The organism is Streptomyces sp. RG80, from assembly GCF_040446465.1.
In the GTDB taxonomy this organism is placed as follows: domain Bacteria; phylum Actinomycetota; class Actinomycetes; order Streptomycetales; family Streptomycetaceae; genus Streptomyces.
On record NZ_JBEAAJ010000021.1, the window covers coordinates 15,864 to 39,567 of the forward strand.

At 69.5% G+C, this 23,704-nt stretch carries 19 protein-coding genes and 1 pseudogene; 13 read left to right on the forward strand and 7 right to left on the reverse strand.

The window, feature by feature from the left end:
• Window positions 1-60: 60 nt before the first annotated feature.
• A complete protein-coding gene (locus ABKA17_RS45905) occupies window positions 61-2,085 on the reverse strand; it encodes a M20/M25/M40 family metallo-hydrolase (protein ID WP_353698411.1) in 2,025 nt (674 codons plus the stop codon).
• A gap of 362 nt (window positions 2,086-2,447) precedes the next feature.
• Here ABKA17_RS45905 and ABKA17_RS45910 point away from each other — a divergent pair, with 362 nt between their 5' ends.
• Complete coding sequence (locus ABKA17_RS45910; RefSeq protein WP_353698412.1) at window positions 2,448-3,554, forward strand: hypothetical protein; 1,107 nt, start codon at window positions 2,448-2,450, stop codon at window positions 3,552-3,554.
• Window positions 3,555-3,563: 9 nt separating this feature from the next.
• Window positions 3,564-4,208 carry a hypothetical protein gene (locus ABKA17_RS45915; protein ID WP_353698413.1) on the forward strand — a complete coding sequence of 215 codons (645 nt, stop codon included), beginning with the start codon at window positions 3,564-3,566 and terminating at the stop codon, window positions 4,206-4,208.
• Between the two features lie 56 nt (window positions 4,209-4,264).
• On the opposite strand, the gene ABKA17_RS45920 is transcribed toward ABKA17_RS45915, so the two are convergent.
• Together ABKA17_RS45920 and ABKA17_RS45925 are read right to left on the reverse strand one after the other, a co-directional pair.
• Window positions 4,265-5,170, reverse strand: coding sequence for a hypothetical protein (locus ABKA17_RS45920; RefSeq protein ID WP_353698414.1), 906 nt, complete (start codon window positions 5,168-5,170; stop codon window positions 4,265-4,267).
• A 393-nt stretch (window positions 5,171-5,563) separates the two neighbouring features.
• Window positions 5,564-6,853 carry a vanadium-dependent haloperoxidase gene (locus ABKA17_RS45925; protein ID WP_353698415.1) on the reverse strand — a complete coding sequence of 430 codons (1,290 nt, stop codon included), beginning with the start codon at window positions 6,851-6,853 and terminating at the stop codon, window positions 5,564-5,566.
• A 752-nt stretch (window positions 6,854-7,605) separates the two neighbouring features.
• Between ABKA17_RS45925 and ABKA17_RS45930 the strand changes: the two genes are divergently transcribed.
• Both ABKA17_RS45930 and ABKA17_RS45935 read left to right on the forward strand, forming a co-directional pair.
• Window positions 7,606-8,010: a DUF4345 domain-containing protein gene (locus ABKA17_RS45930; protein ID WP_353698416.1), complete on the forward strand. Its 405-nt coding sequence runs from the start codon at window positions 7,606-7,608 to the stop codon at window positions 8,008-8,010.
• A 487-nt stretch (window positions 8,011-8,497) separates the two neighbouring features.
• Complete coding sequence (locus ABKA17_RS45935; RefSeq protein ID WP_353698417.1) at window positions 8,498-8,947, forward strand: hypothetical protein; 450 nt, start codon at window positions 8,498-8,500, stop codon at window positions 8,945-8,947.
• 42 nt (window positions 8,948-8,989) lie between these two features.
• On the opposite strand, the pseudogene ABKA17_RS45940 reads toward ABKA17_RS45935, so the two are convergent.
• A pseudogene (locus ABKA17_RS45940) lies at window positions 8,990-9,433 on the reverse strand (transposase); the annotation flags it as partial.
• A 91-nt stretch (window positions 9,434-9,524) separates the two neighbouring features.
• Between ABKA17_RS45940 and ABKA17_RS45945 the strand changes: the two are divergent.
• Window positions 9,525-9,857 carry a hypothetical protein gene (locus ABKA17_RS45945; protein WP_353698418.1) on the forward strand — a complete coding sequence of 111 codons (333 nt, stop codon included), beginning with the start codon at window positions 9,525-9,527 and terminating at the stop codon, window positions 9,855-9,857.
• A 598-nt stretch (window positions 9,858-10,455) separates the two neighbouring features.
• On the opposite strand, the gene ABKA17_RS45950 is transcribed toward ABKA17_RS45945, so the two are convergent.
• The 3 genes from ABKA17_RS45950 to ABKA17_RS45960 all read right to left on the reverse strand — a co-directional run bounded on the left by ABKA17_RS45950 (window position 10,456) and on the right by ABKA17_RS45960 (window position 15,455).
• Window positions 10,456-11,568: a 2-oxoacid:ferredoxin oxidoreductase subunit beta gene (locus ABKA17_RS45950; RefSeq protein ID WP_353698419.1), complete on the reverse strand. Its 1,113-nt coding sequence runs from the start codon at window positions 11,566-11,568 to the stop codon at window positions 10,456-10,458.
• Window positions 11,561-13,483 (reverse strand): 2-oxoacid:acceptor oxidoreductase subunit alpha, encoded by a 1,923-nt coding sequence (locus ABKA17_RS45955; RefSeq protein ID WP_353698420.1) that lies wholly within the window; start codon window positions 13,481-13,483, stop codon window positions 11,561-11,563. The genes ABKA17_RS45950 and ABKA17_RS45955 overlap by 8 nt, the downstream gene beginning before the upstream one ends.
• 502 nt (window positions 13,484-13,985) lie before the next feature.
• On the reverse strand, window positions 13,986-15,455 hold the full coding sequence (locus ABKA17_RS45960; protein WP_353698421.1) for an MFS transporter: 1,470 nt from the start codon (window positions 15,453-15,455) through the stop codon (window positions 13,986-13,988).
• A gap of 352 nt (window positions 15,456-15,807) precedes the next feature.
• Between ABKA17_RS45960 and ABKA17_RS45965 the strand changes: the two genes are divergently transcribed.
• The 8 genes from ABKA17_RS45965 (at window position 15,808) to ABKA17_RS46000 (ending at window position 23,702) form a co-directional block, all read left to right on the forward strand.
• Window positions 15,808-16,866 (forward strand): ketoacyl-ACP synthase III family protein, encoded by a 1,059-nt coding sequence (locus ABKA17_RS45965; RefSeq protein WP_353698422.1) that lies wholly within the window; start codon window positions 15,808-15,810, stop codon window positions 16,864-16,866.
• Between the two features lie 724 nt (window positions 16,867-17,590).
• A complete protein-coding gene (locus tag ABKA17_RS45970; protein WP_353698423.1) occupies window positions 17,591-18,649 on the forward strand; it encodes a ketoacyl-ACP synthase III family protein in 1,059 nt (352 codons plus the stop codon).
• Window positions 18,649-19,641: a 3-oxoacyl-ACP synthase III family protein gene (locus ABKA17_RS45975; RefSeq protein ID WP_353698424.1), complete on the forward strand. Its 993-nt coding sequence runs from the start codon at window positions 18,649-18,651 to the stop codon at window positions 19,639-19,641. The genes ABKA17_RS45970 and ABKA17_RS45975 overlap by 1 nt, the downstream gene beginning before the upstream one ends.
• Window positions 19,642-19,694: 53 nt before the next feature.
• On the forward strand, window positions 19,695-20,582 hold the full coding sequence (locus tag ABKA17_RS45980; protein ID WP_353698425.1) for a Phenylacetic acid catabolic protein: 888 nt from the start codon (window positions 19,695-19,697) through the stop codon (window positions 20,580-20,582).
• A complete protein-coding gene (locus tag ABKA17_RS45985; protein WP_353698426.1) occupies window positions 20,583-21,680 on the forward strand; it encodes a Phenylacetic acid catabolic protein in 1,098 nt (365 codons plus the stop codon).
• Entirely contained in the window at window positions 21,677-22,168 is a 492-nt protein-coding gene (locus ABKA17_RS45990) for an iron-sulfur cluster assembly protein (RefSeq protein WP_353698427.1), read from the forward strand. Before ABKA17_RS45985 ends, ABKA17_RS45990 begins: the two co-directional genes overlap by 4 nt.
• Complete coding sequence (locus tag ABKA17_RS45995) at window positions 22,165-22,905, forward strand: SDR family NAD(P)-dependent oxidoreductase (protein ID WP_353698428.1); 741 nt, start codon at window positions 22,165-22,167, stop codon at window positions 22,903-22,905. The genes ABKA17_RS45990 and ABKA17_RS45995 overlap by 4 nt, the downstream gene beginning before the upstream one ends.
• On the forward strand, window positions 22,902-23,702 hold the full coding sequence (locus ABKA17_RS46000) for an enoyl-CoA hydratase/isomerase family protein (protein WP_353698429.1): 801 nt from the start codon (window positions 22,902-22,904) through the stop codon (window positions 23,700-23,702). Before ABKA17_RS45995 ends, ABKA17_RS46000 begins: the two co-directional genes overlap by 4 nt.
• The last annotated feature ends 2 nt before the right edge of the window (window positions 23,703-23,704 follow it).

Sequence of the window (23,704 nt, forward strand, 5' to 3'; positions counted from 1 at the left end):
AGCTCCTTGCCTTCGAGGACAGGAATGGGGATCTGGATGGGGCTGCGGGGTGGGGATTGTTCACAGACCCGCGAGCGTCAGGGCAGCCGTGGTGACCCCGCGAGCGATCGAAGCCGCGTACTCCGTGTTGTGGTCCCGGTCGTCGAGAGTGTCGCCCGGCTTGTGGTACTGCCGGGTGCCGGAGGCGGGCGCGGTGTCGTCGAAGAAGTTCTCGCACACGGCGACGGCCGCCCAACCGCGTTCGTGGAAGCTCGCGTGGTCGCTGCGGCCGGCGGCCGGGTCGTCGGCGCCCCTGAGCCGTTGCGTCGTGAGGCCGGGCTCGACCTCCCCCACGGCCGCAGCGACGAGGTCGCCGAGCGTTTCCGAAGCGCCCACCGCGGGGCCGGGAACAGCGGAACCCGCGTGGATCTCGACCGGCCGCGCACCGTTCGCCCCGCCGCCCCCGCCCCCGTCGCGCTGGAAGCCCGCGATCATGTCCATCTGCAGGACGCCCGCGATGCTGTCCCCCGCCGCTGCCGCCGCCCGGGCGTAGACCTTGCTGCCGACGAGCCCCTGCTCCTCGGCGTTGAAGAGCACGAAGCGCACTGTCCGGGTCGGCTTCCTGTCGCCCTTGACGATCGTGCTCAGACATTCGGCCGCCGCCATGACCGCCGCCACCCCGCTCCCGTCGTCGTCGGCGCCCGGCGCCGGGTCGACGGCGGGATCGTACGGCCGCGGACGACCGTTCTCGTCGACGTACTCGCCCTGGTCGGCGGTCGAATCGAGGTGTGCCGTGACGAGTACGGCGCCGTCCGAACCCTCGACGGGGAACTCGGCCTCGACATTGGAGAGCCGGTGGCCCCGCCAGGTGAAACGGTGGAGCCTGACCGCGAGGCCGAGGTCGTGGAGCCGGCGGGCGAGTACGTCGGCCACGACCGGGTTGTCGTCGCTCGCCGCGTCACGGCTGCGGACCTTCCGTGGCTCCCCGTCGACCAGCGGAGCGACGCCCGAGACACGGGCGACATGGTCGCGGATGACCTCCGGGGTGACGGCCGCGCGCACCGAGGCGACCGTCGCGGCGGAGGGTGCGCCGACGAGTCCGGCGGCCGGCGCGAGTCCCCGCGACCTCTGGACGAGCCCCTCGGCATCCGGCTCGCCCGGGCGGGACAGCAGCGCCGGGTCAGGCAGCAGCCGCTCGGTGTGGCCAGGCTTCGAGCCCTCGATGTGCACCTGCTCGACGGGGACACCGGCCGAGGCGGCGACGTAGACACCACCTGGGGCAGGCCCCAGCGACACGATCGTTCGCTCGTCCCGTAGGCCTCGCCCCGGCCCGCCGGCCCGCCCCGTCCCGGCGAGTTCGCTCGCGACGAGGTCGAACGCGGCCGAGGCCCGCAGGTCCGCCTCCACCCGCGCCCGCCCTTCGGCCGAGGTGTCCGCGAGGGGCGCCGCGGGCACGACCGGGCGGTCGTCCCGTACCAGGAAGGCCGCCGTCTCCTCCACCTGGTCCTGAAGGCGGACCGTGAAGCCGCCCAGTTCGAGCGCCTCCACGCCCCGCACGGTCGTCATGGCGAGGACGAGCCCGCCGCCGGCGACATGCACCGGAACGACCTCGGTGCCGCCTGCCACCGCCTCCAGGTCGGCCAGGGTCCGGCCCGCCGGCAGCTCGATCCTCGCCCAGAAGACGGAACGGCCCGCGATGGCCGCGCGTGCGAAGACCGGATGGGCTGCCGTGCGCAGACCGGCCTCGCGGGCGACCGCACGTTCGTCGGGGTCCTCACCCACGAAGACACAGTCGTCGGCCGCGACACCCGCGCCCGCCACCGCGTCGTCGAAGATCCCGCGTGAGGTCTTCGGACCCCAATGGATAAGACCGTCGTCGGTGAAACGGCCCGCGAAGGCCTCGTCGAGCGCGGCCTTCGCTCGTTCCCGGGCGACCGCGCCCTCACCCGGATTCGAGACGATGCCGCTGCGCACCCCCGCGAGCGCGTCGAGCACCTCGAAGACCCGGGGTCTCGGCCGCAGAGTCAATGAACCGTCAACTTCGAAGGCGGCGTCGGCGAGTGTATCGCCGATGTCGAAGTACACCACGGGCGTCTCTGCTGACATCACTACGCCTCCGTTCCACGTCTCCGTTCCACGTCTCGGTGAAAGGGGACGGCCGCAGCGGGCCGGGCGCATGGGCGATACCTCCATTCTCCGCGTCCCGGCACGTGATCGCATTCCGGAGCAGGAGACACTCACAGTCCTCCAAGGCCCCCTCCAGGAAGCCGAGTTCGGCCCGAACACGCACGTATTGACGTGTCATCAGCACGGGGAGCCGGTATCGGTTGACGAGCGAACACGGCGAAGGCGGAGGAGAATGGGAGATGATGCGCGAAGGGCAGCGATCCGGGCCCAGCGCCTGGGCCTTCTCGTGCCTCGTCAGCTCCTTCTCCCGCCTTCCTGGTCCGTGCCCCATGCTCTCCGTCGTGCGAATCATCGGCCGCCTGCTGACAACGGTGCTGCTGGGCACCGCGGTCGCACTGGGCCCGACCGCGTTCTCGGGGCCGGGCGCGATGGCGGAGCCGTACCCGTACATCGAGATCAGTGCGACAGCGGGGCGGCCGGGGACGAACATCGACGTACGGGGCTCGGGTTTCGAGGACTGTTACCTGGGCGGCCTTCAGAACGCGGTGGGAGACACCACCAAACGGCGACCAGGCACAGCCGAGGTCTCCATGGTGGACGCGGCTCCCTCCACCACGGCCCCCGTCGACATCGACGCCGGCACCTTCTCGGTCGGCCTCACGGTCTCGGCCGACGCCACGCCGGGCGACTACACGGTGACAGCCGTATGCACCACCAAGACGGATATCAGCGCCGAAGCGACCTTCACCGTCGAGCCCGAGGAGGAGGCCGCCCTCGGACTCGATCCCTCCGAAGGCCCTCCGGAAGCGGAAGTCGCCGCGGACGGTTCCGCATTCAACTGCTCCAGTGTGGATGTGACATGGGACGACACCGAATCACTCGCCACCGCCGTCCCGGTGTCCGAAGCGGGAGCATTCACCGAACCGTTCCAGGTGCCGGAGGGATCGTCCGAAGGCACGCACACTGTCCTGGCCACCTGCACGGACGAGGGGTACGACAGTGCCACGGCCGAGTTCACGGTGACGGCCGCGCAGACCACCGGGACCACGAACGGCGGTCAGACCGACGGGGGCCAGGCCAGTGGGGGCCAGGCCAGCGGGGGCGCCAACGGCGGAACCGGCGGAACCAACGGCCAGGTCGGCGGTACCGGCGACGGCGGTACGGTCGACAGGACCGACTCCGTGGACGGGTCGACCCCCGTCGGACTGGTCGTCGGGCCCACCCTCGGCGGCGTACTACTCCTGGCCGTCGCCGGACTCGCCCTGGTCCGCCACCGCCAACGGGGACCACGCTGGATCCACGACCACGTCAGCACCGTACTGCGCCCTGGCACGACGAGGTCCGACGTACGTGAGCCGTACGACACCGGCCCGCCGACCCGCACCGTACGCCTCGAACCGCACCTCGACCCCGGCAACCAGCGCATCGACGGCACCGACAGAGGCTGAGGCAACGCCATGACCACCACTCACGCGCTGGAACCCCTGACCGTACGGGCCTTCCTGCTCGGCAGGGAGATGCAGGACTCCGCCGACGCGCTCGTCGACCCCGTCCGCTCCCACGGGCTGGCCCGGACCCTCCTCAGCGGAGTGCCCTCCCTGACACCGGCGGCCGACCAGGCGGTCGAGCGCGAGCTGGCGACCGTCATCGACGGCTTCCTCGGCCTGGACCTTCTCGACCTGGCGTCCGCCGGCTGGCGCAAGCACGCGGAGCTGACGGCCGCCGCACGACGGACCCGTTCCGTGCCGGGCAGCGAGGAGGTCGTCGCGCTGGCGACGCACAGCATCACCTCCAGCCACCGCCCGTTCGTGGACGTGTTCGTCGACGGCACCAGGATCGGCACGCTGGACGTCGAACTCACGCTGCTCTATCAGGTCGCGGGGCTTGTCGCCGTCGTCCAAAACGCCTGTCTGGCCCGCGTACGGAGCGGGGAGTGCACGATCGACGGCACGCTCACCGTGCAACGGATCGTGCTGGCCGAAAGCCGGGGCCGACTGGACCTTCCCGGCACGCTGCGACTGCGCGCACCGATCCCCCTGCTCCGGAACGAGCAGCCGCCCCCACCTCCACCACCCCCACCGGCCCGGCCGACCCCGTGGTGAGCCACAGGGGCTGTTCACCCTGCCGCGACCGTAACCCCCGTCCCGGACACCGGGCATCAGCTCGCGCGTCGCCCTGTGATCAGGTCCTGGTACGACTTGGACTGGAGTTGCAGGGGTGGAGCCATGTCGCCGAAGGACTTGCCGAAGGCTTGCGGCGACCGCGCCAGTTCCATCAGCACCCGGTCCGCTGCGTCGTCGCCGGCAAGGTCAGGCGCCAGAGCCGCGCAGGCCCGAACGCCTGCATGCGGGTCACCCAGCCAGGGGCGCGTGTCACCGCCGAGGTGGCCAATGGCCATCACAATCGTCGCCAGGTCGTACGAGGAATCGGCGGCCCGGGCCATCGACGTCAACTGGTGCTGCAACTCCGGACGTTGCGCGCAGGCTACGGGATGCCGCGCCAGTGACCCGACAGCTGCTGCGGCACAAGTCCTGCGCCTGGCGCGTTCCGAGGCGAGGTACGGCAGTGTTCGCCGCAGGAGCGCGGGAACCAGGTCGAAGCAGGCAAGCGCCGCCTGATCGAGGACAAGGTCACCCAGCCCCGGCCCGTCCCGCCACATCCGGGCCTTGCCGTCCGCATCGGTCGACACGTACTCGGCAGTCCAGGCCCGCAGCTCCGGTGCGCGGCCCTTGACCCGAGCACGGATCTCCGCAGCCCGGTCTCCGAGGTCGGCGGCGACCCCGACCTCGTACAGATAGGCGAGCATGGCATCGGGCAACGAGGGATCATCCGGCCCCAGCAGCGGATTGTCCAGGAGCTCGGCGACAAGCAGCGCGGTGGGCGCCGTCGCAGGCCAGGCCTTGCCCTCGCGACGAAGCGTCGCCGACCACAGGTGCGCGTACCCGTCGACGAAAGCCTCAGCATCGTCGCCGAGGAGAGCAGCCAGATGCAGCGGCGTGTCGCCGGCCGGGCCCGAGCCATGGAAGAGGCCGGACCAATCCACGTCCTGCGTACGGTCATCCACAACGGGGATGGTGCCATAACACCTCGACGGGCTCACATTGCCCAGACTCACTCCGGATCGGTGGACACGTTCACCCGGCCTGGCCCCCGACCCCGGACACCCGACCCGCCAACCTCGCTCAACCCGCAAGCACGAACCGGACATCAACTTGCGTATCGCCCTATCGGATTGATGCCACTGCACTCGATTGAACCAGCAGGCCTTCCGCGAAGCCCCCCGCCGTCGGCGTGTTGAGTGAGATCGCCACACCAACGACGACGAGGGGCTTCGCCACGTCACCTCACCTGATCAGCCTGTTTCACTCCTCAGGAACCAGGATGAAAGAGGTTCGGTGTCGGTGCTGTCCCGAGCTGTTCTCCCTGCCTCCTGGCGGTGGTGGAAGGGACGTCCGCGTCAGCGCCGCTGGAAGGCGTGGTTGAGGACGTCGTGGGTGACCGTCAGCCCGAGCCGGTGCCCGTGCTGGGAGGCGAAGCGGTAATGAACGCCGGCCCAGATGCGCGCCTCCATGAGTTCGGCTGTCGCCGCCCGAAGGCTGTCGTAGTGGCGGGTCGTGCCGGAAGCGGGGCTGTACGCGCCGAACGTGAGATCGTCACGGCCGAAGAACGCCCCCAGGGCCGTCATGACCGCCGTGGTGAAGCAGGCGTGGCCCGACGGGTACTCCGGCGACGGGGCGGTGACCCGCAGCGGCGTCCAGCCCGGGTCGGGTTCGGTGGCCGGGTTGCCGTCGGTGCCGGCGAGCGGAATGGCCGTCACCGGGCGCCAGAAGTTCCAGTGCGCCTTGGCCGTGTAGCAGGCGATCAGTGTGTCGGCGGAGGCCACGTACACCATGGCGAGCAGCCGGGCCGTCCGCAGGCTGCCGAGGTGGTGCGCGCCGGCGAGTTGCCGGGTGATCGACCATTCGACCATTTCAGGGTCGTCCCACCAGATCGCCGCCTCGGTCTGGTCCTCGGTCCGGACGGTGCTGGTGGCCGCACCGAGGCTCTTGACCTCGTTCAGGTCGCGGGCCCAGGCGGCGCTGGTCAGGGCTGGCGGGGGCTTGACCCGGTAGGCGCCGGCGTTGCGAACGACGAACGGCTTCAGGTTCGGCACCCAGGCGCCGGCGTTGACGTAGCCAGGCGGGGTGGGGCGGTATTCGCCCGGCTCGGTGCCGACGGTCCACGGCGCGGTGGGGTCGAAGCCGTCGTCACGGCGGCTCTCGGTCATCGCCGCGGCGGCGGCCCTGCCGACGGCCACCCCGCCGTCCTCGGCGCGGCCGTCGGGGATCGCGGCCAGCGCCTCGTCGTAGCGGGCGTTCAGCGACTCGGCCTGCGCGGGAAAGAGCCACAGCAGCGTGTCGTGGGCGGCTGTGGCCACCGCCGCGGCGGTGGAGTCCCCGGGGCGGCTGCGGGGCGCGCTGACCAGGGGCTCGTACGGACGGCCGGCGACGGCGTTGACCGCGTCGTACACGGCGCCCTGCACGATGGCGAAGCTGCGGGTGCTGGTGGTGGGTGACTGCTTGGCGGTGTCGTAGATGGCGGTCTGGGCGTGGATGTTCCAGGCGATGACGGGATTGCCCGGGACTGAGTCCACGCCGCTGTGTGCCTCGGCGGTGGTGGCCGTCAGCGGGACGGTCAGGGCGAGTGCGGTGAGGACCGCGATACGGCGTAACCCTTTGACTGATCCGGCGAGCGGACGTTGTGTCACGAGACCCCCATGGGCTTGTCGGTGACAGGCTGTCAGAGCCTATCGGCGGGGGTCAGTTTTTGTCGTTACATCGACAATCATCGACGTCCGGCAGGGTTCACACCCGGGATATCCGTCCCTTCGGCGACGAATGAGCGGACTCCGGCCGGGACACACGGCTGGAGCGCCGCCCGGACGAGCCGGTCGCCGCGGTGGCGAGGCCAGTCGCCGGTCCGCCTGACCTTTTCCCGCTCTCATGCGCTGCCGGACGGTCTCGACGGCGGCGGTTCGCCGGTCGGCAATACCTGCGACACGGCCAGCGGGCGGATCGCCTCAGTCTTGCCTGATGAGCGCTTCCCGGCCTGTAGCATTATGATCATACTGTAAATGGTGAGGAACGAGCTACACCTCGCCATCAGCTCGAACGAACGGAGCCCACACCATGCCGCCCAGGCGCAGGCAGGGCTGATGCGGCTCCGACTGGCAAGTCTGCGACACCCACACCCCACCAGGTCTCCATGGTGGCCGGGCACGCTGCCACGGCGCCCGGCCGCTGGCTCCCGGCCGAGGGCCCCGCTCCGCCCGCCGAGGTCCGAACGCGGAGGCTGCATCCGGCACTTCAACGAGACGGCCGCTGTTCAGCTGCACCTTTCCTTGATCCGGCGACCCGTTCTGGTCGCGAACGGCGAGGACCGCTTCCAGCACCACGAGCAGTTCGTGCCGCATGTTCCGGAGCTTCTTCGACGAGCTCCCAAACCGGAGGTATCTGAAAGATGAGTCTGAAAAGGATGGTTCTTGGTTCAGCGGGCCTCGGGATCGCCGTGATCGGGTTGATCTATCTCCTGGCTCCCCACCTCTTGCTGGACGTCTACGGGGTCGACATTCAGTCGCCCTCGGAGGCGAACCTTTTCAGGAGCGGTTCCGGGTCACTGTTCGTAGCCATGGCGATCTTGTTCTGCCTGGGAGCCTCCAACACGCGTTACACCAGGACTTCCCTCATCACGCTGTTCACCTTCATGAGCGGCCTCGCTGTGGGACGCCTGGTCAGCATCGTGGCGGATGGGTGGCCCCATGCGCTGCTGATCGCCGTTCTTGTCGTCGAGGCTTCCTACGCCGGCGCTGCCGCCTATGCGTTGCGGGTGGAGGACTCCTCCCCGCAGCTGAAAGAAGCCGCCTGACAGAAGCCGCCTGACAGACGTGTCGCGCGATGCCGACCGCGCTGGTCCGTGCATTGTTCGCAAGCTGGGCGGCCTTGCCCGGCCCCGGCCCCGACGGCTCTCGAACAGCCCAGGCCATCAAGCCCATCATGGATGGTCTGCCCATGGCGCCGCCGACCATGCAGGAAGGACTCAGGTTTCCGGGTGTCGGCGTACACGTGAAAGTGACCTCGGCGAGATTTCCGTGACGCCGGGCTGGGCCCTGTGCACCGGTGACACTCCGCCACGGGAAGCGGGACCTTCGACGAGTGTGACGACCTCGTACGAACTGTGGCTCCGCATCTGGATGCCGTGCGGGTGGAACGCGTGCGGTCGGCGGGCGGCGTGGTCCGAATCGCCGCCCGTACCCGCGAGTTGACCCTGGCGTGGCCGATCCGCCCCCTTGCCTGCAGTGGCCGGTTGAGGAATTCGGTTGCAGTGGATCAGGCGGATGCGGTGATACTCCGCCATGAGTAGAGACGCCGAGGTCATCGTGCTCGCCCGCTGGTCGGACGAGGTGATGGAGCCGCTGACCCAGGACGATCCGGAACGCACATGGCAAGGTCGCTTCGTCCCGATAGCGGGGCACTGGGGCTACGAGTTCGGGTGGGCCTTGGAGTTCGAGAAAATGCGTGCCCGCAAGGGCCTGCTCAGGCACCTGGAGTCGCTGCCGTGGCCGCATCCGCATACGGTGCAAGTTCTGCTTCGCGACCAGGACGACGACTGCTTCGGGCTTTGGATGTTCCAGGAGGGCCGACTGGTGGAGGTCACCATTTCGCGCACCGAGCGTTTCCACCAGCCGGCACCGCCCAATGAGGACTTCGAACCCGACCCGGGCATGCTGCTGCGCACCGACCAAAACACGGCTCTGCCCGAGCAGACCCCAGAAGCACTCCGCGACACCCGCTCACCCTGGTAGACCGAGTCCGACAGCTCATGTTGGGACGCTCAACGAGGCGTTTCACTGCAGGCGGAGCCGTAGGCGGACCGCGGCCACGGTGACCGGCCCGTAGAACACGTACGCCTGCTTGTCGAAGGCCGTGGCGACGGCTCGGAAGCTCCTGAGCCCGATGACCGTCCGCTCGACTTCGTTGCGGCAGCGGTAGATCGACTTGTCGAACCCTGCCGGCCGGCCGCCTTGGCTGCCGCAGCCCCGGCGGCCGGCCCGCTGGTCTCTCTGCTCGGGGATCGTGTGCCGTCCGCCGACCACCTGCGATGACGATTGTGACTGTCTTCGGTTAGCGAAGCAGGGAGGCAGGTCCCACCAGGGGCGGCCGGTCCGCTGACGGAACAGAATCCCATTGATCACACGACGGGGAATTGCCAGCGTTCACCCCGGCCGCGATTCGCCGGCAAGTGCGACTCCAGTCGAGCCCACTTCATCCGAAAGATCTCCCTCCCCGGTATCCCACCGAACGTGTGCCCAGCGAGAGCGTCCCGTCGGAGACGACTTAAACCGGTCGTGCCTTGTGACACCTATTGGGTAGTGTGCGGCCATGGGGACAAATCTGGGCGAGGGTGATGGTTGCGAACTGCCCGCTACCGCTGTCTACTGGCTCACCGACGAACCGCAACCGGGCCTGATCCTGGTGGAGTTCGCCGACGTTTACGACCGCCCTCACCAACTGGTCGGCAAAACCGCCTACTTCGGCGGGGATCTGGGGCCGACCTCGCCCTACCCCTGCCCGACCAGCATCCAGTGCACGATCGAAGAGATCGCTGACGACGTCGCCACGGTGAGCACCTGGTGGTTGGAGGGCGGCCCCCACGACACACGCTTCGTCTTCGACGTCTGGCTGGACACCCTCACGCCAATTGCCGACGCCTGACCTGCCGGTATCGCTCCGAGTTCCATGCCAGGGTGGTCCACCAGAACCTGCATCGGCGCGTGCCCAGCGTGGGCGGCCACCACCGCGGCGTGCGCGGAGGCTACCCGGTGAATGTGTCGCAGGCGGCGGTGGCAATGGGCCATGATCACTCGCACCAAGGCAGCTCCCGGCCAAAGTAAGTACGCCGACCTCTGGTAGACCTTCTCGTCTCCGTGGCTATCGTGTCGCACCTATTTTCGGCGTTGGATGTACCAACCGGTCGCGAGCACGATGAGGATGGCAACGACGAAGGTCCACACGGTTGTTGAGCCGTGATACGAACGGTGGGCAATCAGAGCAAGCATGTCAGGCGCCGCGGACGGTCCACTTTTCGCACGACTCCGACACGATTCCCGTCACCCGCTCCATGATGAAGCTGACCCGGGCCCTGTTGAGCGGCGGAGCGCGGTCCATCACGGATTGCGGCCCTCCCACGCTCGGGCCATACGGCAGTACAGTCGCGCAGCGGCCATCCCGGTATTGGGCGGCGGGACCTGGCCGAAGCGGAGCCGACTCCGGAGGGACTACGTCGGCCCGGGCATCACACCTTGACGGGTTGTCAGAGTGGGATGTTGCCCGGAGTCGAGCTCACGGTCCAGGTGTCGCCGCCGGTGAGGAGCGCGGCGAGGTCGCCCTTGCCCTGCTGATGAACAGCGGTGTCGAGTTGCTCGGCCATCTCGGTGTCGTAGACCGGGCGGTCGATCGAGCGAAGCACGCCGATGGGGGTGTGATGCAGGGTGTCCGGGTCGGCGAGGCGGGAGAGCGCGAAGGCCGTGGTCGGGGACGTCGCGTGTACGTCGTGGACCAGGATCTGCGCCTCGGTCTCCGGCGTGACATCGACGATCCTCAGGTCGCCGGTGGCCGGGTCCCGAACGACGCCCTTGGCGCCCCTCCCGTCCGCGAGCGGAGTGCCGAAGCGGATCGGTTCACGGTGCTCGAGGCGAATGACGGCCTCTTGTGCCTTCTCCTTGTCCTTGAGAACTTCGAAGGCGCCGTCGTTGAAGATGTTGCAGTTCTGGTAGATCTCCACCAGAGCGGTGCCGGGGTGCGCCGCCGCCTGGCGCAGGACCTCCGTCAGGTGCTTGCGGTCGGAGTCCACCGTGCGGGCCACGAAGGACGCCTCCGCGCCGATCGCCAGCGACACCGGGTTGAAGGGGGCGTCCAGGGAGCCCATCGGCGTCGACTTCGTGATCTTCCCGACCTCCGACGTCGGGCTGTACTGGCCCTTGGTCAGGCCGTAGATCCGGTTGTTGAAGAGGAGGATCTTGAGGTTGACGTTGCGGCGCAGGGCGTGGATGAGGTGGTTGCCGCCGATCGACAGGGCGTCGCCGTCGCCTGTCACCACCCACACGCTCAGGTCCCTGCGCGAAGTCGCCAGGCCGGTCGCGATCGCCGGCGCGCGGCCGTGGATGGAGTGCATGCCGTAGGTGTTCATGTAGTACGGGAAGCGCGACGAGCAGCCGATGCCCGAGACGAAGACGATGTTCTCCTTGGCCAGGCCCAGCTCCGGCATGAAGCCCTGGACCGCGGCGAGGATCGCGTAGTCACCGCAGCCCGGGCACCAACGGACCTCCTGGTCGCTCTTGAAGTCCTTCATGGACTGCTTGGCCTCGGACTTCGGCACCAGGGACAGCGCGGCGATCCCCGGCGCCGCGGTAGCGGTGTCAGCCATGGTGGAGGGCCTCCTTGAGGGCGTGGGCGAGCGGCTCGGCCTTGAACGGCATGCCGTTGACCTGCGTGTAGGAGTGGGCGTCGACCAGGTATGTGGCCCGGATGAGCATGGCGAGCTGGCCCAGGTTCATCTCCGGGATGATCACCTTGTCGAAAGCGGTGAGGACCTCGCCGAGGTTGGCCGGGAAGGGATTGAGGTGCCGCAGGTGCGCCTGCGCGACCCTCTGACCCGCGGCACGGACGCGGCGGACGGCAGCCGTGATGGGGCCGTAGGTGGAACCCCAGCCCAGGACCAGCAGCTTCGCCCCGTCACCCTCGGCGGCGCCGGGGTTGTCGACCTCGATGTCCGGGACGTCGATGCCGTCGATCTTGGACTGCCGGATGCGGACCATGAAGTCGTGGTTGGCAGGGTCGTAGGAGATGTTGCCCGAGCCGTCGGCCTTCTCGATGCCGCCGATACGGTGCTCCAGACCCGGAGTGCCGGGGACCGCCCACGGCCGCGCCAGGGTGTGTTCGTCGCGCTTGTACGGCCAGAAGACCTCGGTGCCGTCTTCCAGGGTGTGGTTCGGCTGGGAGGCGAACTGCACCCGCAGGTCCGGCAGTTCATCGGTCTCCGGGATCCGCCAGGGCTCGGAGCCGTTGGCGAGGTAGCCGTCCGACAGCAGCAGGACGGGGGTGCGGTAGGTCAGCGCGATCCGAGCTGCGTCCAAAGCCGCGGTGAAGCAGTCCGACGGGGTGGCCGGGGCGATCACCGGCACCGGCGCCTCACCGTTGCGGCCGAACATCGCTTGGAGCAGGTCCGCCTGCTCGGTCTTGGTCGGCAGCCCGGTCGACGGGCCACCGCGCTGGATGTCGATGACCAGCAGCGGCAGCTCGGCTGAGACCGCCAGACCGATGGTCTCCGACTTCAGCGCGATGCCCGGACCCGAGGTCGTTGTCACACCCAGCGAGCCGCCGAAGGCCGCACCCAGCGCGGCGCCGATGCCGGCGATCTCGTCCTCGGCCTGGAAGGTCCGGACACCGAAGTTCTTGTGCTTGGACAACTCGTGCAGGATGTCGGAGGCGGGCGTGATCGGGTACGAGCCGAGGAACAGCGGCAGTTCGGCCCGCTGGCCAGCCGCTACCAGACCGTACGACAGGGCCAGGTTGCCGGAGATCGAACGGTACGTGCCCGGAGGGAAGGTCTGCGCGGCGGGAGCCACTTCGTAGGAGACCGCGAAGTCCTCGGTCGTCTCGCCGAAGTTCCAGCCTGCCCGGAATGCCGCTATGTTCGCCCGGGCGATGTCCGGCTTCTTGGCGAACTTGCTCCCAAGGAAGGCTTCCGTGCCCTCGGTGGGCCGGTGGTACATCCACGAGAGCAGACCCAGCGCGAACATGTTCTTCGACCGGTCGGCGTCCTTGCGGGACAGACCGAACTCCTTCAGCGCCTCCACCGTCAGCGTCCCCAGCGGTACCGGGTGCACGCTGTAGCCGTCCAGGGAGCCGTCATCGAGTGGGCTTGTCCGGTATCCGACCTTGGCCAGTGCGCGCTTGGTGAACTCGTCGGTGTTCACGATGATCTCCGCGCCGCGCGGAACATCCGGCAGGTTCGCCTTCAAGGCGGCCGGGTTCATCGCCACCAGGACGTTCGGTGCGTCGCCCGGCGTGAGGATGTCGTGATCGGCGAAGTGCAGCTGGAAGGAGGACACACCCGGCAGCGTGCCTGCCGGCGCTCGGATCTCTGCCGGGAAATTCGGCAGCGTGGACAAGTCGTTGCCGAACGACGCGGTCTCCGACGTAAAGCGATCGCCCGTCAGCTGCATGCCGTCCCCGGAGTCCCCCGCGAACCGGATGACGACCCGGTCCAGACGGCGGACCTCCTTCGTCGGAGGCACCTCGGTCTCGGTCTCGGCGGACAGGCCGGCCTGGACAAGCATGGGAAAGCTCCTGTCAGTCCTTGATCGCGCAGATCGCGGCGCCGGAAGGCGCCGTGCGCGGCCGCAACCCGCGAGAGAGGGGATCGCGGCGGGGCGGGCGGATCCCTGTCTGTGTCCCGGCCGTTGGCTGCCGCCGCGGTGCCGACGACCGGCAGGGCGCGGCGGATACATGGGCCGGGACTCCCCCGCCCTGCCACACCGCGCGAGGCTTCCGTGCCGCGGGCGGACGTGCATGGTGCCCAAACTCTCGGCACGACAGCCTCGTTGCTGCCCATACGGACGGCGGCCGGGGCCGGGACACCCCGACGCCGCCCCGGTGCCGTGCCGTTGTGATGGCGGTCGCCTACCTGCTCGCCGACCGTGCGTCGGCCCTCGCGAGGACTCTGCGCGCGGTCGACTGCGGGCCCGGGCCGGCCCACGATCATCCGCGTCGTACGGACACCGAGGTGTCCCCGTTCCGACCGACCGGACCCACCCGAGCACGCATCTTGCTGATGCGGTGTCAACCGACCCGCGGAGCGGCCTCCGAGAGATCCGTCTCCACCACCGAGGCAGTGGCAGGCGCAGGGGTCGGCCGAGGCTGCTTCTTCAGGCCGAGTCCGATGAACGCGCCGGCGAGCGTCCCCACAGCGGCGACCCACCCTGCCATGCGGAGCCCGCCGACCAGCGCGTCAGGGCCAGGGTTGTGGCCGGCGGAGGAGTTCGCCACCGCGACCAGGGCCGCGAGGCCCATGGCGCCGCCGATCTGACGGCATGTGGAGGCGAGCGCCGAGGCGACGCCCTGCTGGGCCGGCTCGGCCCCTGATGACGCCACGGCGACGTAGAGCGACGGGAAGGCGAAGCCACCGCCGGCGCCCCAGATCACGACCCCCGGCAGCAGCGTCCAGTAGCTGCCGTGCGCGAACATGCCGGCGACGATCGCGGCCAGCCCGACGGCGGTGAGCAACGTGCCCCCGAAGAGCGTCGTCCGAACGCCGAGCCACCCCAGCACCCGGGCGTTGAGCTTCATCGCCACCGCCATGCAGGCCACGGTCGGTGGCAGGAACGCCAGCCCTGCGGCGAGCGGTGCGTAGCCGAGCACCGTCTGCAGGTAGGTGGTGAGCAGGTAGTACGTGCCGCTCGCGGAGGCCTGGAAGACGATCAACGCCAGCATGGCGACGGTCAGGCCCCGCAGGCCGAACAGCTTCAGCGGTACCAGGGGGTCGGCGGAGCTCTTCTCGATGAGGACGAAGACCGCCAGCATCAGAACGCCGACCGCCAGGGAGCCGGCCCCCTCGATCGAGCCCCAGCCCTTGTCCGGGCCGCTCACGAGGCCGAACACCAACATCGTCGAACCGATCGTGGCGACCACAGCCCCGATGGCGTCAAAGCTCCGACCGCCATCGAAGGAGCGGTCCGCGGGCAGGATCCGGGTGGCCGCGAAGGCGGCGCCCAGCGCGAGCGGGACGTTCACGAAGAAAACCCAGCTCCAGCCGAAGGCGCTGGTCAGTACCCCGCCGAGCAGCGAGCCGGCGGCCAGGCCCGCACTGCCCATGGCGCCCCACACGGAAGTGGCCCGATTGCGCTCCGGACCCACGGCGAAGGTGGTGAAGATGAGCTTCAGCGTCGCCGGCGTGAGCAGCGCACCGCCCACGCCCTGTGCCGCACGGGCGGCCACCAGCAGCCCGGCGTTCTGCGCGAGTCCGCCTGCGAGCGAGGAGAGCGCGTAGACCACCAGTCCGATGACCAGCATGCGGCGCGGGCCGAGCCGATCGACCGCGCGGCCTCCGAACAGCAGCAGCCCGCCGAGCGCGACGGCGTAGGCGCTGACGACCCACTGCAGCGCCTGGGCGGAGAAGTCGAGCTGGCGACCGATGTCCGGCAACGCCACATAAACGATGTTGAAGTCGATGGTGACAATGAACTGGACGAACGCCAGGAGGGCGAGTGTGTACCCGGCCCACCGTGGCGATCGGGCGTCTGAGATGGCCATGGGGTGGCTTCTTCCATAGGGATGAGCGGGACAGCGGCCGCCCGAGGCGGGCTCTCTCAGAATAATCCCTTCGCGAAGGTTTGCAAATCTGGGACGGCAACCCGATCGGTCAACCTCGCCCATCTGTCAGGGAGTTAGGACTCCGCCACGGCGACGGCGGGGCGAAGCAGCGGGGCCCGTTGGACGCGGTGCATCTCAGCGGGACGGTGGGGGAAGCCGTGCGCGGATCACCGTCTGCACTTCTTCACAGTCACATACCTCTGCGAAGGTATGTGATCCTGGCGGTGACCACTGGTCGCCGAGTGCGTCAGTGTCCGCTCCAGATGGATCCCGTGCTTTCGACAGGAGCCTGATGAAATTCGGAAACGACCTTCGGATCAAGACCGTGACCTCGTGGTTTCCACCGGACCGCGAGCGTGTCGAGGACGCAGTGGCGGCCGGGAAGCTGACCGACTCGGACGCGGAGCGGCTCGGCATCAGCCACCTGCCGGTCTCGGTCACTTCGTCCGCTCCCGAGCTGGCGGTAGCGGCTGCCCGTGACGCGATGAGCCGGTCGGGCTGGAGCCCCTCCAAGGTGGGCCTCGTGCTGCACACCTGGATCTACCACCAAGGGCATGACATGTGGTCGCCACCGCACTTCGTGGCCAACGAGGTGGGCAATCCGGAGGCCCAGTCCTACGGCGTCCAGCAGGGCTGCAACGGTGGCGCGCTCGCCCTCCAGCTGGCCGCGATGCACCTGGCCGCCGACCACGGGCTCGGCGCCGCGCTCGTCACCACCGGGGACCGCTTCGCACCGCCTGGAATGGACCGCTGGACCTCCGACTACGGCCTCGGCTTCGGTGACGCGGGGACGGCGGCGCTGCTTCACCGCGGCGACGCGGAACCCGACGACTACGCGCTCGTGTCCATGGCCACCGCTACCGACGCCCAGTTCGAGCTGATGATGCGGCACGGCGACGACTTCAGCCCCGCACCCCTGTCACACAACGAGTACATCGACCTGCGCCGACCCAAGAAGTCCTATCTGGCGGAGTACGGAAAGAAGAGGTTCGAAACCGTCGCCGGCCGCAATATCCGCAGGGTGATCGCGGACAGCTTGCACGACGCGGGACTGCGGCCCGACGACCCGCGGATCAAATACATCGCCCTGCCGCGGCTCGGGGCGAGCCTGCTCGACTCCATATACGGCCCGGTGATCAGTGAGCTGCTCAAGGCCGAGGCGCTGCGGTTCGGCGCGGCCACCGGCCACCTGGGGTGCGGCGACTTCCTCGCGAACCTGGCCGACCTACGTGATCACGCGTCGCTCCAGCCGGGCGACTACGCCCTGGTGATCGGCGGTGGCGCGGCCTGGACCTGGGCCTGCGCCGTCGTCCAGGTACCGCAGGAACACGCTACGGCGAAGGATCTCTGACGGGCTTCGGACTCCCCGAGGGGAGCGATACGTGATCCCGTGCGGAGTGCGACCCCGAGGCAGTACGCCGACAACCGTGGCCCGGTGATGGACATCGCGGCGATGTCAGGCGCGCCCTTGAGTGAAATCCGGCGGCACCACCTCGGCCGCAGGCAGCACCGGCCCTGGGATGGGGACCAACAGCTAGGTCCACCGCCTCGGTCATGACCCTGACCTCGAAGAAGCAGGCCTGCGCCGTGTGAGTATCGGCATCTTCCCGTGCAGCGCGCCCGGCGCCGACTCGCAGAAGACGCCGGGGCCGCGCTCGCCCGCCACCAGGATGCAAGGACCGCGCGACGGGCGGAGACCATGGCCCAAAGAACATACCTTCGGTAAGGTATTTGACGTCGCCCAGGAAGGGCTCCCGGTGTGCAACTGGGGATATCCCGCATTTGCACAGCAGCCGGGAAGCCACCTGCGGCCGGCGCACGCGCCTCCGCACAGGCCACGAGACCGCACTCCGCCGAAGTTACATACCTCCGCAAAGGTATATAGCTCCGGCAGGAAGCCATCGACGACTCAGGGCGCCGGTGTCAGCTCCCCATGGATGAACGACCCGCGTACCGCGCTACGCCCGGCACTCGGTCGCCCTCCCCCGGCCACACAAAACGCCGGCCCCCGTCCGGCAGCCACTCGTCTGCCGGAGAACCGCTCCCCACAGATCCCGAGCTTTCGAAGGAACCTGATGAAATTCGGAAACGACCTTCGGATCAAGACCGCGACCTCGTGGTTTCCACCGGATCACGAGACCGTCGAGGACGCCATCGCGGCGGGCAAGCTGGACACCCCGGACGCGGACAAGATCGGAGTCAACCAGCTGCCCGTCTCGACCCAGTGGTCGGGTCCCGAGCTGGCGGTAGCGGCAGCCCGTGACGCGATGAGCCGGTCGGGCTGGAGCCCCTCCAAGGTGGGCCTCGTGCTGCACACCTGGATCTACCACCAAGGGCATGACATGTGGTCGCCACCGCACTTCGTGGCCAACGAAATAGGCAATCCCGAGGCCCAGTCCTACGGCGTCCAGCAAGGCTGCAACGGCGGCGCGCTCGCCCTCCAGCTGGCCGCAATGCACCTGACCGCCGACCGCGAGCTCGGCGCCGCCCTCGTCACCACCGGCGACCGCTTCGAACCCCCCGGTTTCCGCCGTTGGGCCTGCGACTACGGCCTCGGCTACGGCGACGCGGGGACGGCAACGCTGCTTCACCGCGGCGACGCGGAACCCGACGACTACGCGCTCGTGTCCATGGCCACCGCCACCGACGCCGGTCTCGAGCTGATGCTCCGGCACGGCGACGACTTCAGCCCCGCACCCCTGTCACACAACGAGTACATCGACCTGCGCCGACCCAAGAAGTCCTACATGGCGGAGCACGGCAAGGAGCGGTTCAGCCAGATAGCCGGCCGGCTGATCCGCAAGGTGATCGTGGAAAGCCTGCACGACGCGGGACTGCAGCCCGACGACCCGCGAGTCAAGTACATCGCGCTCCCGCGGCTCGGAGTGAGCGTGCTGGACTCCATCTACACGCCGGTACTGGACGACGTGCTGAAGGCCGAGGCGTTGCGGTTCGGCGTGGCCACCGGCCACCTGGGGTGCGGCGACTTCCTCGCGAACCTGGCCGACCTACGTGATCACGCGTCGCTCCAGCCGGGCGACTACGCCCTGGTGATCGGCGGCGGCGCGGCCTGGACCTGGGCCTGCGCCGTCGTCCAGGTACCGCAGGAACACGCTACGGCGAGGGGCCTGTGATGGGCTTCGGTTTCCTCGGTCTCGGCGGCCACGTGCCACCGCTGGTGATTGACAACGCACAGGTCGCCGAGTGGACGGGCGCGGAAGAAGGCTGGATCGTCGAGCGGACCGGCATCCGGGAGCGCAGGTACCGCGAGCCCGGCACCGTCACCTCCGACCTGGCGCTGCACGCCGCGCGCGAGGCGCTGGGCGCAGTGCCGGAGGCAGCGGCCCGGCTCGGTGTGATGATCGTGGCCACGTCGACCCCGGACCAGCCGCAGCCCTCCACCGGGGCGATCCTGCAGGACAAGCTCGGCCTGACCGAAGTCCCCGCGTTCGACGTCAACGCGGTGTGCTCCGGCTTCCTCTACGCACTGGCGGTCTCCGACTCGATGCTGTCGGCGCGACTGGCCGGGCAGGGCGGCGACCACGCCCTGGTGGTCGGCACCGACATCTACTCCTCGCTGATGAACCGCTCCGACCGGCGCACCGTCAGCCTCTTCGGCGACGGGGCCGGCGCGGTGCTGCTCGGTCCGGTGCCCGACGGTTACGGCGTGCTGGGCTGGCGGCTGGTCGCCCACGGCGAGCACCGCGACCTGGTCGAGGTGCCCGCCGGAGGTACCCGCACGCCGCTGGACGCCCGCAGCCGGGAGGCCGGCGAGCACCTGTTCCGCATGCGGGGCCGCGAGGTGCGCGAGTACGCGCTCGGCGTGCTGCCCAAGGTGGTCGGCGAGGCGCTCGACTCGGCCGGGGTCCGGTTGGAGGACGTGGACCGCTTCATCCTGCACCAGGCCAACACCCGTCTGGTGGAAGCGTGCGCGCGTGAGCTGGGCGTCGACCCCGACCGAGTGCCGCTGACCGCACCGCAGTTCGGCAACACCGCCACGGCCTCCATCCCGCTCACCCTCCGCGCGGAGAACGAACTCCGGCCGTTCCGCCGGGGCGAGCGCCTGGTGCTGGCCGGAGTGGGCGGCGGCATGACAGCGGGGGCCGTGGTCGTCCGCTGGTACTGAGCCGGCCGGACACCTACTCAAAAACCTTGCAAACACCATGGAAGGAGACCGCCATGCCGACGGCAACCGTGGCGGGACACCGCACCTACGAGCTGTGGGATCCGATGCCCGACGACGTACGGGAGGGCGCCAGGCGGTTCGCCGGCGTACAGGCGCTCAACGAGCTGGTGGGCGTGCTGCAGTACGTCGAGTGGCTGGACCGCGCACCCAGCCACACCAGGCGGCAGATGCTCATGGCCAAGATCCAGGACGAGGTCGGCCACGGACATGCCGTCGCACGCGTCGCCGAAGACCTGGGCATGCCGCGCGAACAGATCTTCCTCGACTACCTCGAGGGCCGTACCAAGCTGCACAACATCTTCCACTTCTCCTTCGCGACCTGGGAGGAGCTCGGCACCGGGCTGCTCCTGACGAACTCGGCCGCGATCTGCCAGTTCCAGTCCCTGGCGAAGGGCGTGTACCTGCCGTACGCCCGGGCGCTGCGCAAGGTCGAGCGCGAGGAGTCCTTCCACTACCAGCACGCCCTGGATCTGACCCACGAGATCATGACGCATGGTGACGCCGAGCAGCGCCGACGGGTGCAGGAGGCGTTCGAGCTGTGGCTGCCTCGCATCCTGGTCTACCTCGGGCCGCCCGACACCGACACCCTGCATGCCAACCGCATGTGGCAGGTCGGCCTGAAGCCGGACAGCAACGACGCGGTGCGCCAGACCTGGCTGAACAAGATCATTCCAGTCTTCCGGAAGCTGGGCGTACAGGTGGACCCCGCCCTGGTGCGTCAGGCGCCCTCGGGCGAGTGGGAGTTCGCGATGCCCGACTGGGCCGAGGTGAAGAAGTTGATCGCCAACGGCGGACCGTCATCGCAGCGGCGGCTGGACTGGGTGCGCGACTCCCTGGACCGCAACGCCCGGTACCGGCGCGCGCTGAAGGGGGTGGCGTAGATGCCGCATGTCCCGAACGACACCGACGTCTACGAGGTGTTCGCACAGAGTGGCTCCAGCACGCCGCTCAACCATGTCGGCTCCCTCGTCTCACCGTGCCGGGACGCCGCCTGGCACCTGGCCAAGGAGACCTTCGGGCGCCGCGACGACCTCGCCAAGCTCTGGGTGGTCCGACGCACCGACATGATCGTCTCCAGCCCGGGGGATCGCGACCTCCTCGCCGCCAAGACCCGGATGCCGCACCGCCAACCCGGCTTCCCCACCACACGCCGCCGCGACCGCTCCGCCCTGCCCGCCGTCGCCCCCGCACCGGAGGAACGCGACATCGGCCTGTCCGAGCGCCGCGACGATACGCACGAGGCCGGCGAGCCCGGGCTCCGGGACCTGTGGCTGGCGCTTGCCGACGACCTGTTCGTCCTGGGCAACCGGTTGGGCGACCGTATCTGCGACTACATCGACCTCGAAGAGGCGCTGGCGGTCGGCTCGATCGGCCAGGAAGCGCTGGCGCATGCAGGAACGATCCTGATGCGTTACGGCTTCGACGAGGCCGCTGTCGACGCCCGGTTCTTCGATCGGGAGCAGGCGCAGTGGCAGGTCTCGCGCGCCATCGACCGGCTCACCGACTGGCCGTCCACCGTGGCATGCGGTCTCGTCGTCGCCGCGGCCGTCACCGTACTCGCCGAGCAGACCGCGAAAGCCGAGCCCGGCGCGACGCAACTGCCCGCGATCACCGCCATCCGCAGTGAGCAGCTGGTCCATCTGGACCACTGGCGGCGGTGGGCGCGGGCGCTGACCGCCTGGCCCGAGACCCGGGCGGAGTTCACACGTGCCTACGCCGAAGTGACCGAGTGCGCCGCCGACATGTTCGGTGCCCGGTTGCAGGAGGTCGGGACAGGCACACTGCCTGGCGATTCGGCTCTGGCCGTCACGCTGCACGAGCGGCTCGCGGCGCTGGTCGGCGACAGCGGCGGACCCGGGTCGCGGCTGCCGGACCGCCCGCTGGCGCGGACCGCCGGGCTGGGCGGGAACGCACTGGCCAACTCCCTCGCACGCGGCCGCGCGGTCCGCGGCGAGTACACCCCGGGGGTGTTCAGTTGAACGCCGATCAGCTCGCCGACGTGGTCGCCGGCATCTCCGATCCAGAGATCGACATCACCTTGCGCGACCTGGGGGTGCTGCGCTCGGTGTCGCTGGCCGACGGCCGGATCCAGGTCCGTCTGACCCCCACCCGGCTCGGCTGCCCCGCCCTCGGCGAGATCGCCCGGCGGGTGCGGTCGGCACTCGCCGACGCGGCCCCGGGACACGAGAGCGAGATCGTGTGGGAGCGCGGCGCGTGGCAGCCGACCGCGGTGACCCCGGCCGGCCGGGACGCCCTGCGCATGGCCGGATACCAGGTGGCGGGCGCCGCCCCCCGCTGCCCGTACTGCGGCGGGGAGAACGTCGCGCGGGCCGGCCGCTTCGGCGGGGCGGTGTGCAAGGTGCCTTACGACTGCCGTGGCTGCGGCTCGCTCTTCGATGTGATCGGCACGGCCGGCTGCTCCGCCGGGCTCCCCTTCGCCGACTCCGACCAAGGAGGACCACGATGAGGCTCAAAGGGAAGACCGCCGTGATCACCGGGGGCTCTCGTGGCCTTGGCCGGGCGATCGCGGAACGCTACCTGCAGGAGGGAGCGCGGGTGGTCTGCGCCGCCCGCAACCCCTACGACATCAAGGAGGTCCTCGACCTCGCGCCCGACCGCAGTGCCTACATCCCGGTCGACGTCACCAGCGACAGCTCGGTCGAGGCGCTGATGGCCCGGACCACCGAACTCTTCGGCGGTCTCGACATCCTGGTCGCCAACGCCGGCGTGAGCCGGGACGGGCGGGTGGAGCGGCTGGCGGTCGACGACTGGCAGGACATGGTGGCCACCAATCTGACCGGGGTCTTCCTCTGCACCCGGGCCGCCGTCCCCTACCTGGAGCGCAGCCCGGCCGGCCGGATCGTCAACGTCTCCTCCAGCATGGCGACCCGGGTCGCCATCGGAGCCTCCGGTTACTGCGCCACCAAGGCCGCGGTGGAGATGTTCACCCGGGTCAGCGCGATCGAGCTCGCCCCACGCGGCATCCTCGTCAACTCCCTGGCCCCGGGGATCCTCGACGAGGGGATGGGTCAGCACCTCACCGCCAACGACCGGGTCTGGGCGCGCTACAAGACCAGGCTGGCGCTCGGCCGGCCGGGCCAGGCCGACGAGGCCGCCGACGCGGCGGTCTTCCTGGCCGGCGCCGAGTCCAGCTACGTCAACGGCCACGTCCTGGAAGTGAACGGAGGCCTGTTGTGGGCATGAGGACTCTTCCCGAGGTGGAACGCCCCGTCGTCCGGCTGGACGTCGACGGAGCGGTGGGCGTCATCCGTCTCAGCGGACCGCCGCTCAACGTGCTCGACCGTGCCGCGCAGGTCGCACTGCACCGCGCCGCCGAGCAGGCCGCAGCCGACGACCGGGTCCGCTCGGTCGTCCTGCACGGCGGGCCCAGGGCCTTCTCGGCGGGGGCCGACATCAAGGAAATGGCCACGATGACGCATGCCGAGATGGTCCGGCACGCGGCCGTGCTCCAGGCCGCCTTCGACGCGGTCGCCGCCATCCCCAAGCCGGTCGTGGCCGCGATCAACGGGCCCGCTCTCGGCGGCGGCTGCGAGTTGGCCCTCTGCGCCGACGTACGCATCTGCGGCAGCGAGGCACGGCTCGGACTCCCCGAGATCCTGCTGGGCGTCATCCCCGGGGCCGGCGGCACCCAACGGCTGCCCAGGCTCATCGGCCCGGCCAGGGCCAAGGAGCTGATCTTCACCGGGCGCCAGGTCGGCGCGGCCGAGGCACTGGAACTCGGCCTGGTGGACCTCGTCAAGCCCACCGACCAGGTACTGGACAGCGCACTGCAATGGGCGCGGCGTTTCGAGACAGGCCCGGCACTGGCTCTGCACGCCGCGAAGACCGCCATCGACCGTGGCCTGGGCACCGACCTGGCCACCGGACTGGCGATCGAACAGACGGCGTTCGCCGGGCTGTTCGCCACCGCGGATCGAACGACCGGCATGCAGCGGTTCATCGCTGACGGCCCGGGCCACGCAGAGTTCACCGGGAGGTAGCC

Bases quoted from the DNA above. Each gene is read 5' to 3' on its own strand.
- ABKA17_RS45905 (WP_353698411.1), bottom strand. From the start codon at position 2,085: ATGTCAGCAGAGACGCCCGTGGTGTACTTCGACATCGGCGATACACTC.
- ABKA17_RS45915 (WP_353698413.1), top strand. From the start codon at position 3,564: ATGACCACCACTCACGCGCTGGAACCCCTGACCGTACGGGCCTTCCTG.
- ABKA17_RS45930 (WP_353698416.1), top strand. From the start codon at position 7,606: ATGAGTCTGAAAAGGATGGTTCTTGGTTCAGCGGGCCTCGGGATCGCC.
- ABKA17_RS45935 (WP_353698417.1), top strand. From the start codon at position 8,498: ATGAGTAGAGACGCCGAGGTCATCGTGCTCGCCCGCTGGTCGGACGAG.
- ABKA17_RS45945 (WP_353698418.1), top strand. From the start codon at position 9,525: ATGGGGACAAATCTGGGCGAGGGTGATGGTTGCGAACTGCCCGCTACC.
- ABKA17_RS45950 (WP_353698419.1), bottom strand. From the start codon at position 11,568: ATGGCTGACACCGCTACCGCGGCGCCGGGGATCGCCGCGCTGTCCCTG.
- ABKA17_RS45955 (WP_353698420.1), bottom strand. From the start codon at position 13,483: ATGCTTGTCCAGGCCGGCCTGTCCGCCGAGACCGAGACCGAGGTGCCT.
- ABKA17_RS45960 (WP_353698421.1), bottom strand. From the start codon at position 15,455: ATGGCCATCTCAGACGCCCGATCGCCACGGTGGGCCGGGTACACACTC.
- ABKA17_RS45965 (WP_353698422.1), top strand. From the start codon at position 15,808: ATGAAATTCGGAAACGACCTTCGGATCAAGACCGTGACCTCGTGGTTT.
- ABKA17_RS45970 (WP_353698423.1), top strand. From the start codon at position 17,591: ATGAAATTCGGAAACGACCTTCGGATCAAGACCGCGACCTCGTGGTTT.
- ABKA17_RS45975 (WP_353698424.1), top strand. From the start codon at position 18,649: ATGGGCTTCGGTTTCCTCGGTCTCGGCGGCCACGTGCCACCGCTGGTG.
- ABKA17_RS45980 (WP_353698425.1), top strand. From the start codon at position 19,695: ATGCCGACGGCAACCGTGGCGGGACACCGCACCTACGAGCTGTGGGAT.
- ABKA17_RS45985 (WP_353698426.1), top strand. From the start codon at position 20,583: ATGCCGCATGTCCCGAACGACACCGACGTCTACGAGGTGTTCGCACAG.
- ABKA17_RS45995 (WP_353698428.1), top strand. From the start codon at position 22,165: ATGAGGCTCAAAGGGAAGACCGCCGTGATCACCGGGGGCTCTCGTGGC.
- ABKA17_RS46000 (WP_353698429.1), top strand. From the start codon at position 22,902: ATGAGGACTCTTCCCGAGGTGGAACGCCCCGTCGTCCGGCTGGACGTC.